The organism is Rugamonas apoptosis (assembly GCF_014042355.1).
Taxonomy (GTDB): Bacteria; Pseudomonadota; Gammaproteobacteria; order Burkholderiales; family Burkholderiaceae_D; genus Rugamonas; species Rugamonas apoptosis.
Genome location: NZ_JACEZU010000013.1, coordinates 34,044 through 47,356, shown reverse-complemented (window position 1 = coordinate 47,356; position 13,313 = coordinate 34,044). Strand labels below are relative to the sequence as shown.

Below are 13,313 nucleotides of genomic sequence, written 5' to 3'. Positions count from 1 at the left end.
GGGCGGGTAGGGCGGCCATCGCGCGGCACATCTTGAGGCCAGCCATTTTACGCGTGATTCAGGGCGTAAGTGGGCGAGTCATACCTTTTTCGTATCAAGAGGGCGTTTAGAAGGCATTGGACGCTCATTTTTTCGCAAACTACCATGCAAAAAGTCCTGAAGTTTCGGGTCCGGGCCGGCGCTCCAAGCACGCCGTCCGTCGCCTGCAAATGTAGTTGGGAACCATAAAAAGAGAATTCAACGGAGGAGACATGAGTAACAGGAATGCAGTTTCTGCAGGCGGCTTTGCGCTCGCGGCCGGTGTGGCCGCCATATTACAGATGGCGCACGCCCAGGCGGGAACAATCGAAACCGGCCAGCCCGACCTGAAGGTCCGCTGGGATAACACCTTCAAGTATTCCGCCGCCTTGCGCATGAAGGATCCGAGCCAGAACGTGGCCGCGTCGTACGCCAATCCCAATGTGGATGCGGGCGACCTGGCCCTGGACAAGGGCTTGATCAACAACCGCGTGGACTGGTTGACGGAACTCGATGTGGCCTATCAGGGCATGGGCGCGCGCGTGTCCGCCGCCGCCTGGTATGACACGGTCTACAACAAGAGCGGCAATGACTTTCCCGTCTCCATCCCATTCCCCAACACGGCCAACGCGCTGACGGGCGGCGCCAATAACGTGTTCACGCCAGCGGCCAAGAAGCTGATGGGCCGCAAGGCGGAACTGGCCGACGCTTTCGTTTACGGCAGCACCGACATTGGCGATGGCATGGGCCTGAGCGGGCGCGTCGGCCGCCACACGCAGCTGTACGGCGAAACCTTGTTCCTGGGCGCGAACGGCATCGCCTACGCCCAAGGCCCGGTGGACCTGATCAAGCTGTTTTCGCTGCCCGGCGTGCAGTTCAAGGAAATCGCGCTGCCGGTGGGGCAGGTGTCGGGCAATTTGCAGATCAATTCCGATTTGTCCGTCGGCGCGTATTACCAATACCAATGGCGTGCGCTGCGCCTGCCGGCGGCCGGCAGCTACTTCAGCCCCGCCGATTTCGTTGGTGACGGTGCCGACCTGCTGCTCACGCCCGTAGGTGGTGCGGCCAGCCGCGCGCACGATCTGGAAGGGCGCGATTCGGGCCAGTTTGGCGCACGCGTCAAGTTCAAGGTGCCGGGCAGCGAGGTGGAATATGGCCTGTACGCGGCCAAGTACCACGACAAGTCGCCCATCCCCGTGCTCACCGTGACCGAGCCAGGCGCCTACAACGGCGGCGTCTATCGCCTGATGTATGCGCAGGACGTGAAAGTCTACGGCGCCAGCTTCTCGACCTTGATCGGCGAAACCAACGTGGGTGGCGAAATGTCCACCCGCCGCGACACGCCACTGGCACCGCTGGGCGACCTGGTGGTCAACTTCGATCCCACGGCCGACAACCGCAAGAATTCGCCTTACGCGGTCGGTAACAGCTTCCACGCCAACCTGTCCGCCATCACTGTGCTGGCCGCCAATCCGCTGTGGGACGCGGGCAGCTTCGTGGGCGAGCTGGCCTTCAACCGCTTGCTGAGCGTGACGCGCAATCCCGTCAACCCCATGTTCCAGAACGGTGTGCTCAATACCACCCACACGCGTGACGCGTGGGCCATGCGCATGGTGTTCCAGCCTGAGTATTTCCAGGTGTTGTCCGGTCTGGACCTGCAAGTGCCGATCGGCCTTGGCTACGGCATTTCCGGCCGTTCGGCCGTGTTCCAGGTGGCGCCTGAGCATGGCGGCGACCTCAGTGTCGGCGTGAATTTCGACTACAAGAAGACCTGGCGCGCGGGCGTGCAGTTCACCCACTACATCGGCGCCGCCGGTCCGGCTCCGTCCCTGGACGCGGCCATCAACACCCAGGCCAGCTACAAGCAGTACTACAAGGACCGGGATTTCGTGACCTTCTCGGTCCAGCGCACCTTCTAACAACATCGCAGGAGACACATCATGCATACCCAACCCAAGCTGCTCGCCCTGGTCGCCTTGCTTGCCGCCGGCAAGCTGGCCATGGCCGCCGTGCCCGCCGACGAAGCGGCCAAACTGAACGCCACTCTCACGCCGCTGGGCGCGGAGAAGGCCGCTAATAAAGAGGGCACCATTCCCGCCTGGACCGGTGGCCTGACCAAGATGCCATCCGGCGCCGTGCGCGGTGACATTCCGGTTGACCTGTTCCCCGGCGAGAAACCGTCGGTGCAGATCACGGCAAAAAACGCCGCCCAATACGCGGCCAAACTGAGCGACGGCACCCGCGCCCTGATGGCCAAATATCCGGACAGCTTCCGGCTGGACGTCTATCCCACCCACCGCACGGCCGCCGCGCCACAGACCGTGTACGAGCACACGCTGAAGAACGCCACCAACTGCAAGCTGGCCGAAGGCGGCGCGTCGGTCGAAGGCTGCTTCGGCGGCATTCCCTTCCCGGTGCCCAAGAGCGGCGCGGAGGTGATCTGGAATTACCTGCTGCGGGTGGAGCCGGAATCGGTGGCCTACGCCTTCCGCAACGTGGTCGGTTCGGCCGATGGTTCGGTCACGCTGGCCACGCGCAACGATATCTGGTTCCAGTATCCCTACTATCAAAAGGACGGCAGCGCCGAGAAATGGTCGGGCGAGTACTTCCTGCAGCGCTTCATCACCACCGCACCACCGTTCAAGGCTGGTGAATCGCTGGTGCTGCGCGATGGCGTCAACGCCAAGGAACCGCGCCAGGCGTGGCAGTACCTGGTGGGCCAGCGCCGTGTGCGTCGCGCGCCCACGGTGGGCTACGACACGCCTGATTTCGTCGCCTCCGGCGCCAACTATTTCGATGAAGTGCAGGGCTTCTTCGGCCCGCCGGACCGCTACCAATGGAAGCTGATCGGCAAGCAGGAGATGTACATCCCCTACAACAATAACAACCTGATCAGCGCCAAGCTGGACGACGCGCTGGGCAAGCACCACTACAACCCGGACAAGATGCGCTGGGAACTGCACCGCGTGTGGGTGGTGGAAGCCACGGTCGCCCCGGGCAAGCGCCATGCGGTGCCCAAGCGCCGCTACTACTTCGATGAGGATAGCTGGCTGCTGGCCATGGTGGATGGCTACGACGCGGAAGGTAAATTGTGGCGCACCTCGCAAATGACGCCGTTCGCCGCGCCATCCGTGCCGGCTAACCTGGTCAAGCCGGTACTGGTGTTCAACCTGCAGGCGGGCACCATGAGTGGCGTGCAGTTGCTGAACGATGAGACCTTCCGCATCGTGCCCCGCAAGCCCGAGAAGTTCTTCACCGGTGATGCCGTGGCGGCGGAAGCGGCACGCTAAGCGCCGATCACAGTCAGCTTCGCAGCGGGGCCGCGCAGGCTGTCCCGCGCTGTCCCCAGTAACACATGTTTTTGCCGCCGGCGCGGGCCAGACCTGCCGCCGGCGGCCCATTGGATTGCGTACCATGTTCATACCATTCAAACGAATTCCCAGCATCGCAGCCTGCTGCCTGGCTTGCGGCCTGATGTCCGCCGCCTCTGGCGCCATGGACGCCGCAGTTGCCAGCGCATCAGCCCAAGCCGGCGTGGACCTGCTGGCCCGCCCGGCGGCCATTCGCCAGCATGCCGATACCTCCGTCATGCTGTCCGTCGCCAGCGCGGGTGCGCGGCTGGTGGCTGTCGGCGAGCGCGGCATCATCCTGCTGTCCGACGACCAAGGCAAGAGCTGGCGCCAGGCGCCGGCCCCCGTCAGCGTGGCGCTGACCGCCGTGCACTTCCCCGACGCGCAGCACGGCTGGGCCGTCGGCCACGGCGGCGTGGTGCTGGCCACCAGCGACAGCGGCGCAACCTGGCGCAAGCAATTGGACGGCTTGCAGGCCGCCCAGATCGAACTGGCCAGCGCGCGCCAGCACGCGCCGCAGGACGGCGAGGCTGGCGTGGCGCGTCTGCGCGACGCCGAACGCATGCTGACGGAAGGCGCCGACAAGCCCTTGCTGGACGTCCGTTTCAGCGACGCGCAACACGGCATGGTGGTCGGCGCTTACGGCATGGCCCTGTCCACCGCCGACGGCGGCGCCAACTGGACCACACTGCGTGGCCAGATCGACAATCCGCGCGGCCACCACCTGTACCGGATCTACGCCGAGGGCGGCCACACGTATCTGGCCGGCGAGCAGGGCGCGCTGTACCGCGCCGCCAGCGACACGGCCAATTTCCAGGAAATCAAAACACCCTACGCGGGCAGCTACTTCGGCATGGTGACGGGCCGCCACGGCGAGTTGATGCTGTTCGGCCTGCGCGGCAACGCCTATCGCTCCATCGATGGCGGCGCCAATTGGAGCAAGGTCGATACCGGCCTGCCGATCACGCTCACGGCCGGCCAACGGCTGGCGTCCGGCGACATCGTGCTGGCCGACGAAACGGGCCGCGTATTGAAAAGCCGGGACGACGGCGCGACCTTCGCGCCCGTGCCGCTGTCGCAGCGGGCCTCGTTCACGGGCGTGGCCCAATCGGCCGACGGCAGCCTGGTGTTGTCCGGCACGCGCGGCATGGTGCGCATCGCCGCTGAAACTGTTTTAGGAGTTACAAAATGAGCCACGGCCAACTGTCCAATGACGAACCGGTGATCCGCGACCTGCGCGACTTCGACGCGCGCTCCGGCACCCTGGTCGAACGCCTGCTGTTCAACAACCGGCTGGCCATCGCCGCGCTGTGCCTGATCGTGACGGCGCTGCTGGGCTACCAGGCGCTGGGCCTGACCCTCAACGCCGCGTTCGAGAAAATGATCCCGACGCGCCATCCCTACATCGTCAACTACCTGGCCAACAAGGCGCAGATCGCCGGCCTGGGTAACTCGCTGCGCATCGCCGTGGAAGTGGAGCAGGGCACCATCTTCGACGCCGACTACCTGGAAACGGTGCGCAAGATCACGGACGAAGTGTTCCTCTACCCAGGCGTGGACCGCCCCTACATGAAGTCCTTGTGGACGCCATCCGTGCGCTGGACCGGCGTGACCGAGGACGGCCTCGATGGCGGCCCCGTGATCCCCGACACCTACGACGGCTCGCCCGCCAGCCTGGATCAGGTGCGCGTGAACGTCGAGCGTTCCGGCGAAATCGGCCTGCTGGTGGCCGCCAACTACCGTTCCAGCGTGATCCTGCTGCCGTTGCAGGAGAAAGTGGCGGAGACGGGCAAACCGATCGACTATCACGCCCTGTCCGGCCGGCTGGAGCAACTGCGCGCCAAGTACGAAACGCGCAACATCCACATCCACATCACCGGCTTCGCCAAAGTGGTGGGCGACCTGCTCGACGGCCTGCGTGAAGTGCTGGTGTTCTTCGCCCTCGCTATCGCCATCTGCGCCGGCGTGCTGTACTGGCACACCCGCTGCGCCCGCAGCACGGCGCTGGTGGTGCTGTGCTCATTGGTGGCCGTGATCTGGCTACTGGGCCTGCTGCCCACGCTGGGCCTGGGGCTGGACCCGTATTCAGTGCTGGTGCCATTCCTCGTCTTCGCCATCGGCATGAGCCACGGCGCGCAGAAAATGAACGGCATCATGCAGGACATCGGCCGCGGCACCCACAAGCTGATCGCCGCGCGCTACACTTTCCGCCGCCTGTTCCTGGCCGGGATGACGGCGCTGCTGGCCGACGCGGTGGGCTTCGCCGTGCTGCTGGTGATCGACATCCAGGTGATCCGCGAACTGGCGCTGGCCGCCAGCCTGGGCGTGGCCGTGCTGATCTTCACCAATCTGGTGCTGCTGCCCATCCTGCTGTCGTTCACCGGCGTGAGCGCCGTGGCGGCCCAGCGCAGCCTGGCCGCCGAGCAAAGCGACGAGGAAGACAAGCATCCGTTCTGGGTCTTCCTCGACCTGTTCACCCAGCGCAAATGGGCCGCCGTGGCCATCGCCGCCAGTGTGGTGCTGGGCGGCGCCGGCTTCCTGGCCAGCCTGCAGCTCAAGATCGGCGACACCGACCCTGGCGCGCCCGAGCTGCGGCCCGACTCGCGCTACAACCGCGACAACGCCTTCATGGTGGCCAACTACGCGGCCAGCAGCGACACCTACGTGGTGATGGTGAAAACGCCGCAATTCTACTGCGCCCATTACGACACCTTGCAAGCCGTGGACGACCTCGAATCGCGCCTGCAGCAACTGCCCGGCGTGGAAGCGACCAACTCCCTGGCCGCGCTGGCCAAGCAGGCGGCGGCCGGCATGAACGAAGGCAGCCTGAAATGGTACGAGATTCCCCGTTCCCAGAACATGCTGAACTCCATCATCACCCGCGCCCCGCGTGAACTGTTCAACCAGAACTGCGACCTGCTCACCGTCTACGTCTACCTGAAGGACCACAAGGCCGACACCCTGAGCCGCGTGGTGGACAGCGTGGAAGCGTTCGCCCGCACCCACGACAACAGCCAGATCCGCTTCCTGTCCGCCGCCGGCAACGCCGGGATCGAGGCGGCCACCAACATCGTCGTCAAGCGCGCCAACCTGCAAATCCTGCTGCTGGTGTACGCGGCCGTGATCGTCCTGTCGTTCATCACCTTCCGCTCCTGGCGCGCCGTGATCTGCGCCGTGCTGCCGCTGATGCTCACCTCCGTGCTGTGCGAAGCGCTGATGGTGGCGCTGCACATCGGCGTGAAAGTGGCCACCTTGCCCGTGATCGCGCTGGGCGTGGGCATCGGCGTGGACTACGCGCTGTACGTGATGACAGTGATGCTGGGGCAACTGCGCACGGGCATGAGCCTGTCGCAAGCCTACTACCGCGCGCTGCTGTTTACGGGCAAGGTGGTGGTGCTGACCGGCGTCACGCTGGGCATCGCCGTGGCCACCTGGGCGTTTTCCCCCATCAAGTTCCAGGCCGACATGGGCATCCTGCTCGCCTTCATGTTCGTCTGGAACATGCTGGGTACGCTGATCCTGCTGCCGGCACTGGCCCACTTCCTGCTGCGACCCACGGTGCGGGCTGGGGCCGAAGCGGGAATACAGGCAGGGGGCGTGCCGGAGAGCAAGGCGCCCGCTGTGGCGTGAGTGTGTCGTCCAGGCCGGCTTGGCATGGTTCAAAGTGACTTTCTGCGTTAAAGTAGGGAAACGATTAAATCATATGCGAGACATGGCAAAAGATAAGGCGCTCAGCGAAGTGTTCAATTTACGCGCGCGCCTGCGTTTCGACACTGCGCACGGCAACATCTGGCTCGACGAGAGCCGCATGATGCTGCTGCACACGCGCGCCTTTGGCGCCTTGCGCAAGGAATTGTTCGACTCCCTGGGCGTGGAACGGGCGCGCGGCCTGCTGGTACGGATGGGCTTCGTGGCCGGCCAGCAAGACGGCGAACTGGCCAAGAAGCTGGCCGGCGACCGTCCGCTGGGCGAAATCTTCCTGCTGGGCCCCGAGATTCATGGGCTGGAAGGGATCGTCAAGACCCGCACCATCCAATGCGACCTCGACTTCGAGCACGGCAATTTCTACGGCGAATTCACGCTGGAGAATTCCTGGGAAGCGGAATCGCACTTGCAGACATTCGGCCCGGGCCCGGACCATGCGTGCTGGAGCGTGATCGGCTACGCCTCGGGCTATGTCACCGCGTTCATGAACCGGCTGGTCGTGTTCCGCGAAACGGCCTGCCACGCCGCTGGCGCCACGCTGTGCTCCATGGTGGGCAAGAACGCCGAGGAGTGGGACGAGGACTACCTGCGCTATTTCCATCCGGAGAACATCGCCGAACAGATGATCGAGTTGCAGCAGCAAGTGACCCAGCTGCGCGACACGCTCTGTTCCACGCGCGGCGAGGACAGCCTGGTCGGGGATTCGCCCGCGTTCAAGTCCGCGTTCTCGCTGCTGCAACGGGCGGCCCTGAGTCCCATCAACGTGCTGTTGCTGGGTGAAACGGGCGTGGGTAAGGAACGCTTCGCCCGCTGGCTGCACGACAATGGCCCGCGCGCCGACAAGCCCTTCATCGCCGTCAACTGCGCCGCCATCCCGCACGACCTGATCGAATCAGAGCTATTCGGCGTGACCAAGGGCGCCTACACGGGCGCCGAACAGTCGCGTCCCGGCCGGTTTGAACGGGCGCATGGCGGCACCCTGTTCCTGGACGAAGTGGGCGACCTGGCGCCGGCCGCGCAAGTCAAACTGCTGCGGGTGCTGCAGACGGGGGAGGTGGAGCGGCTGGGCGACGACCATGCGCGCAAGGTCGACGTGCGGCTGGTGTCGGCCACCAATGTCAATTTGCAGCAAGCCATCGGCACCGGCAAGTTCCGGGCCGATTTGTACTATCGGCTGGCGACGTATCCCGTCACGATCCCGCCGCTGCGCGAGCGGCCGACCGATTTGCCGTTGCTGGTGGAGTCATTCATCGAGAAGTTCAGCGCGCTCTATCCCAAGAAGGTGCTGGGCGTGACGGAGCGGGCCATGCAGATGCTGAGCCAGTACGCGTGGCCGGGCAATATCCGCGAACTGGAGAATGTGATCGAGCGCGGTGTGCTGCTGGTGCCGCCCGGCGGACGCATCGAGGCCAGCCATTTGTTCGCGGAGCAGCAGCAGTTCGAGCAGGAGGGGGAGGGCATCGATCAGGCGGGCAATCTGCCGGAACGGAGCGCCGCCAGGGAACAAGTGCTGTGCGAAGAGTTGCTGGGGCCGGAATTCAATCTCATCGCGCATGAGAATGCGCTGGTCGATCTGGCCGTCAAGAAGGCCAATGGGAACCTGAGCCAGGCGGCGCGGTTGCTGGGGATTACGCGGCGGCAGCTGGCGTACAAGTTCAACCGGAGTGGGGAGTGATGGGGATTTTCGATTACCCGTCATTCCCGCACCATGCGGTGTGAGCATCCGCTCGCTATTTTTCCATCTGAATTACTGCAGGCGGGGCGGAAAATACCGGCATGCCGTCGGAGCCTAACATGGGCTTTTCCGACTCCGGTTCATCCGGTTTAGCCGGAATGGATTTCGGCAACGAAGCGGCCAGGGCAAAGAATTGCGCCTGTTTCTTTTCAAGTACCACGTTCGCATCCATCCACAATTCATAAGCGCGCCGTCCTTCCGTCCAGCTGAGGACGGAGACTGCCTTGCCAGATGGCGCTTGTAAAACCACCAGACGCGCGGGCAGGCCATTTATTCGCTCAGGCTCATCCTCCGGGCGGCGATATGCGTGCGTTCCATCGGCAGACATGTCGTGTTCAAATAAGGTCAATATGTGCCCGCCTGGCAATTGAAAAGCTCGGTATAGCCGAGAATTTACATTAGAGACGGCCTCGATCAAGCCTCCGATATTCCTGAAGGAGCTGAAAGGCGTGCCGGCCAACTCCACAGGCCGCGCGCAAATTGCTTGTCCGCTTGCGAAACTGGCCTATCGCTTGGCGTCAGTGAGAAAGCGTGCATTTTGCTTTTACCAATGATGTTATTCTGGCACCTTGGTTCTTTCGGTTATTTCGGCACTGCCGATGGCGACCGAAGATATGAAAGAAACTGATCGAACAAATTCGTCGGCTATGCCTCGGCCATAAGGGTGAAATGATGCAATTATCAAACTATCTATTCTTTACCACATCTTGCAAACAAGCATTGGAGTTTTATACCCAGTGCGGTCTGGGCAAGATAACCGATATGTTGTGCTATGGCATAGATGGTATGCCCGTTCGAAACGAATTAATGCGCGGCAAGATCATGCATGCGCGGTTTGAGGGCCCAGGGGTGCTGTTTTTTGCTTCCGATAATGATGACGCGGAGCCGATGCGAGGTTCAGCTCACATTTTGCAGATGAAGGACAAGCAGTTGACGAAACAGATCTTCGACAAATTGGCCGATGGCGGGACGATCACTACACCCCTGGATACACAGGTTTGGGGTGATTATTTTGGCAAATTGACCGACAAATTTGGGGTGCAATGGATGTTAAATTGTACGGTCTAAGTTGGCCGTGCCTAGGGGGGGGGAGCCGGCTAAGAGAGCCCGGTACTATCGTCACACTTGATCGATGACGTGCCGGATCACTTGACCGCCGGCGTGCACCCGCCCCTTGGTTGGCGGAGCGGGAGCAGGTCTTGCCAGGTAAATGCGCCTGGTCATTTATGCCGGCCTGCTAGCGACTTAGCCCGAGTCGCCAGCACGCTGACAGGTCCAACAGATGATTGCTAGCGTTTCTGCGCATCCTCTTCGGATATCTTCTCCGCATCTGTTTTAGCTTCCGATTCGGATTTCTTCGGCGTGCGCCCGTGTGCCTCTGGGGGCGGCGCTGGCGGCGAAGCCCTGCTTGACGGTGGTCTTGCCGCTTCCCCTCTTGATGCTTCGGTGCGGGCCGCCGCAGCCCTGGTTGCGTCAGCCTTCATGGTCTCGGCGCGCGCGTTTTCGGCTCTAGCCGCCTCCGCTCTCGACGCTTCGGCGCGGGCGGCCGCAGCCCTGGCGGCGTCGGCTTTCATCGCTTCGGCGCGTGCGTTTTCGGCTCTCGCTGCCTCCGCTCTCGATGCTTCGGCGCGGGCGGCCGCAGCCCTGGCGGCGTCGGCCTTCATCGCCTCGGCCCGCGCGTTTTCGGCTTTAGCTGCCTCCGCTCTCGACGCTTCGGCGCGGGTCGCCGCAGCCCTGGCGGCGTCGGCCTTCATCGCCTCGGCCCGCGCGTTTTCGGCTTTAGCTGCCTCCGCTCTCGACGCTTCGGCGCGGGTGGCCGCAGCCCTGGCGGCGTCGGCTTTCATCGCTTCGGCGCGTGCGTTTTCGGCGTTAGCTGCCTCCGCTCTCGACGCTTCGGCGCGGGTGGCCGCAGCCCTGGCGGCGTCGGCTTTCATCGCTTCGGCGCGTGCGTTTTCGGCGTTAGCTGCCTCCGCTCTCGATGCTTCGGCGCGGGCGGCCGCAGCCCTGGCGGCGTCGGCCTTCATCGCCTCGGCGCGCGCGTTGTCGGCTTTGGCCGCTTCCGCCTTCAACGCTTCGGCCCGAGCTGTCGCGGCCTTGGCGGCGTCAGCTTTCGCGGCATCGGTCTTTGCGGCCTCCGTTTTTGCTGCGTCAGCCCTTGATGCTTCAGCGGCAGTGGCCGCCGTCCTGCTGGCTTCGGCTCTGGATGTATTCGCTGTTGCCGCGTCGGCATTTGCTTTCATCCCTTGCGTGGCATCGCTCCTGGACGCCTCGGCTTTGCGCGCCTCCGGCGACCTGGCTGCCGGGGCGGTCGGAGGCGGGAGTGCACTTGGGGCAGGCGCCTTGGCTGCGCTTACCAAGCTGATCTTGGGCGCTGCGGCTTGGGCGGCGGGTTTCAATTGCGCACGACGTGATTCATCGATCGGTATGCCGGGTTTGGCGGCCAATTGCGCTTGCTGGGCCGCGAATGCAATCGGCGCCGGCGGAGGAGGGGCGTGCGCCACGACGGCGCGCTCAAGCGCCGGTGGCTTGGCGCTGGCGGCGGGCGCGGCACCATGCACGCTTTGCTGCACCGGCGCGACGGCGGCGACATACATCACCGGCGCGCTCGTGGCCACTTCCTTCGATACGGCGACGGCGGCCCGGGCCACCGGTTGCGAGCGCACGAACGCCTGCGTCGGTACCGCCACCACTGCACCGTTCACCTGTTGATTGGCATACACCACGTTGGTCACGTTGGTGGTGTTGGTAATATTGGTGACGTTGGTCGTATTGTAGACGCTGGTGATGATGGTGGGAGCGATCACGGCGTTACTGCGGTTGATCTGGTCGAAATACCCGCGGCTCACCGGATACGACGGCCGGTAGACTTCGCGCGGCGCCAGTGGAAACCAACCGACCGAGGCCGACGCCTGAAAATTACGGCCGCCGATGAACACCACGAGGGCCGGCGCATACACGGCCGCCTCGCGCGGCGGACCTGGCACCCAGGCCCAGGAACCTTGCAAGTTGGCCCAGCGTCCGTAATGCGATACCGCGAAGCCCCAGGGCGCATCATCCACCCAGGTCCAACCCCAAGGATCGACCCATGCCCAATGGCCGTCGCGATAAGGGGTCCAGCCGGCAGCTACCCGCGTCGGCATCCAGACGTTGCCATAAGTGGGGTCGGAGCGCCAACTGCCATAGGCGTCGAGATCCTCGTAGCCGACCACTTCCGCCGACACATAACGGGCCGAGGACGAATTGTCGCTGCGCCGGTCGCGCTCGGCTGCCCAGCGGTCCAGATCGTCGCTGCGGCCCATTGTCAACGCATCGTAGTCGCCCAGGCCGGTGCCATAGAAGCGGTAGCCATGCCGGGGCGCGACCGCATACGAGGCGCCATCGCCATACACTTCAGCCTGGCCGCTGAGTACCATGACTGCCGTTGCGTTGTCGTTGATGTCCGCGTCAATGCGGTATTCGCCGGGACGGCGCAGGATGAAGGCGAGATTCGGCGTATCGACTTCGACACTCTGGTCCGGCGCCATATGGCGTATCCGCACTTTCATGGCGCCCTGCGTGAGCTGATATTGGGCAATGCGATCGTCGAGGTTGAGCAGCGTGACGTTGGTGGCCGGGCCCAGGCGGAGCGCCGCGCCGCCGATCTGCAGCTCGGCGCGCGCATCGGCATCGGTCCACAGTCTGTCGCCCGTGGTGAGCGGGCGGTTGACGATGGCCTGCAGCCAATCGGATTCGCCGGCCGGAGAAAAACTCACCGTGCCGCTGATATAGGCAAGACGCGCGGCGCGCGATGGCGGCTCCGCCGCGGCCAGGCCGCACAGCATCAAGCTGAGTATGCCGGCGAGTAGCGCCCGCAGGCGCCGTGGGGTTGACATGTTCATGGGACTTCCTCTCACAAGCGGCGCGACGTTGTGGCCGGAATCGGCATCGCCGCACCACCCTTATGGTGGGTTGCCGCGATCGTTGACCGGCAAGCCGCGCGGGTGCCTGGGCTGGATGGCCGTTGCCGATCGCGTTCGCAGCGGGAGGTTCCTGTCTTGGCGCGCATGCACTGAACTTGCACGCTATCAGCAATCACATGGCTTGCCTGTGCGGTACCGCACGTAGAGCGAACCCGTGCGGTGGTTAGGAACACGTGGCCAAGCCGAACTCGCCCACCCCATTTGACAAATTTGTCCACACACGGTTTCCAGCTTGACGAATTTGTCGAGCATGGCAACCCGTCTCTCCGCATCGAATTCTAATTTTCCTGTTAAATCAATGGCTTAACTAGTGGCATAGGCCTTGCTATATAGCTTGAAAAAGACAAACGATCTTTTTCCGCCGGTAACTGCTGGCGACCTATCGAAACAGGAGACAGCCATGAAATCCACAGCTCACCAGGGCCTTGGCGGCTTTGCGCCAGCCCCATCCATCTCGCTTCATTCCAGCGCCGCGCACGCGCCGTCATCCCACCTGGGACACGGCCGCCAGCCGCGCACCCGCACCGGCCTCCCACGTTCTGCCTG

At 63.8% G+C, this 13,313-nt stretch carries 8 protein-coding genes; 6 read left to right on the top strand and 2 right to left on the bottom strand.

The window, feature by feature from the left end:
* Positions 1-251 precede the first annotated feature (251 nt).
* From H3H39_RS22655 to H3H39_RS22635, 5 genes are all read left to right on the top strand, one after another.
* Positions 252-1,937, top strand: a complete 1,686-nt coding sequence (locus H3H39_RS22655) for a DUF1302 domain-containing protein (RefSeq protein WP_182156660.1) — start codon at positions 252-254, stop codon at positions 1,935-1,937.
* Between the two features lie 21 nt (positions 1,938-1,958).
* On the top strand, positions 1,959-3,308 hold the full coding sequence (locus tag H3H39_RS22650) for a DUF1329 domain-containing protein (RefSeq protein WP_182156659.1): 1,350 nt from the start codon (positions 1,959-1,961) through the stop codon (positions 3,306-3,308).
* Positions 3,309-3,432: 124 nt separating this feature from the next.
* A complete protein-coding gene (locus tag H3H39_RS22645) occupies positions 3,433-4,560 on the top strand; it encodes a WD40/YVTN/BNR-like repeat-containing protein (RefSeq protein ID WP_220461640.1) in 1,128 nt (375 codons plus the stop codon).
* Positions 4,557-6,998, top strand: coding sequence for an efflux RND transporter permease subunit (locus tag H3H39_RS22640; RefSeq protein WP_182156658.1), 2,442 nt, complete (start codon positions 4,557-4,559; stop codon positions 6,996-6,998). The genes H3H39_RS22645 and H3H39_RS22640 overlap by 4 nt, the downstream gene beginning before the upstream one ends.
* A gap of 82 nt (positions 6,999-7,080) precedes the next feature.
* Positions 7,081-8,748: a sigma-54-dependent Fis family transcriptional regulator gene (locus H3H39_RS22635; RefSeq protein WP_182156657.1), complete on the top strand. Its 1,668-nt coding sequence runs from the start codon at positions 7,081-7,083 to the stop codon at positions 8,746-8,748.
* A 55-nt stretch (positions 8,749-8,803) separates the two neighbouring features.
* Here the strand turns inward: H3H39_RS22635 and H3H39_RS22630 are convergent, their stop codons facing one another.
* Positions 8,804-9,157 (bottom strand): hypothetical protein, encoded by a 354-nt coding sequence (locus tag H3H39_RS22630; RefSeq protein ID WP_182156656.1) that lies wholly within the window; start codon positions 9,155-9,157, stop codon positions 8,804-8,806.
* A 320-nt stretch (positions 9,158-9,477) separates the two neighbouring features.
* Between H3H39_RS22630 and H3H39_RS22625 the strand changes: the two genes are divergently transcribed.
* Positions 9,478-9,876, top strand: coding sequence for a VOC family protein (locus tag H3H39_RS22625; RefSeq protein WP_229218192.1), 399 nt, complete (start codon positions 9,478-9,480; stop codon positions 9,874-9,876).
* Between the two features lie 221 nt (positions 9,877-10,097).
* Here H3H39_RS22625 and H3H39_RS22620 read toward each other — a convergent pair whose 3' ends face one another.
* The gene (locus tag H3H39_RS22620; RefSeq protein ID WP_182156655.1) at positions 10,098-12,686 is read right to left on the bottom strand and encodes a DUF6600 domain-containing protein; all 2,589 of its coding nucleotides are present in this window, start codon (positions 12,684-12,686) and stop codon (positions 10,098-10,100) included.
* Positions 12,687-13,313 lie beyond the last annotated feature (627 nt).

Excerpts from the sequence above, each read along its gene's own strand:
- H3H39_RS22635 (WP_182156657.1), top strand. The coding sequence starts at position 7,081 with ATGGCAAAAGATAAGGCGCTCAGCGAAGTGTTCAATTTACGCGCGCGC.
- H3H39_RS22625 (WP_229218192.1), top strand. The coding sequence starts at position 9,478 with ATGATGCAATTATCAAACTATCTATTCTTTACCACATCTTGCAAACAA.
- H3H39_RS22640 (WP_182156658.1), top strand. The coding sequence starts at position 4,557 with ATGAGCCACGGCCAACTGTCCAATGACGAACCGGTGATCCGCGACCTG.
- H3H39_RS22620 (WP_182156655.1), bottom strand. The coding sequence starts at position 12,686 with ATGAACATGTCAACCCCACGGCGCCTGCGGGCGCTACTCGCCGGCATA.
- H3H39_RS22650 (WP_182156659.1), top strand. The coding sequence starts at position 1,959 with ATGCATACCCAACCCAAGCTGCTCGCCCTGGTCGCCTTGCTTGCCGCC.
- H3H39_RS22645 (WP_220461640.1), top strand. The coding sequence starts at position 3,433 with ATGTTCATACCATTCAAACGAATTCCCAGCATCGCAGCCTGCTGCCTG.
- H3H39_RS22655 (WP_182156660.1), top strand. The coding sequence starts at position 252 with ATGAGTAACAGGAATGCAGTTTCTGCAGGCGGCTTTGCGCTCGCGGCC.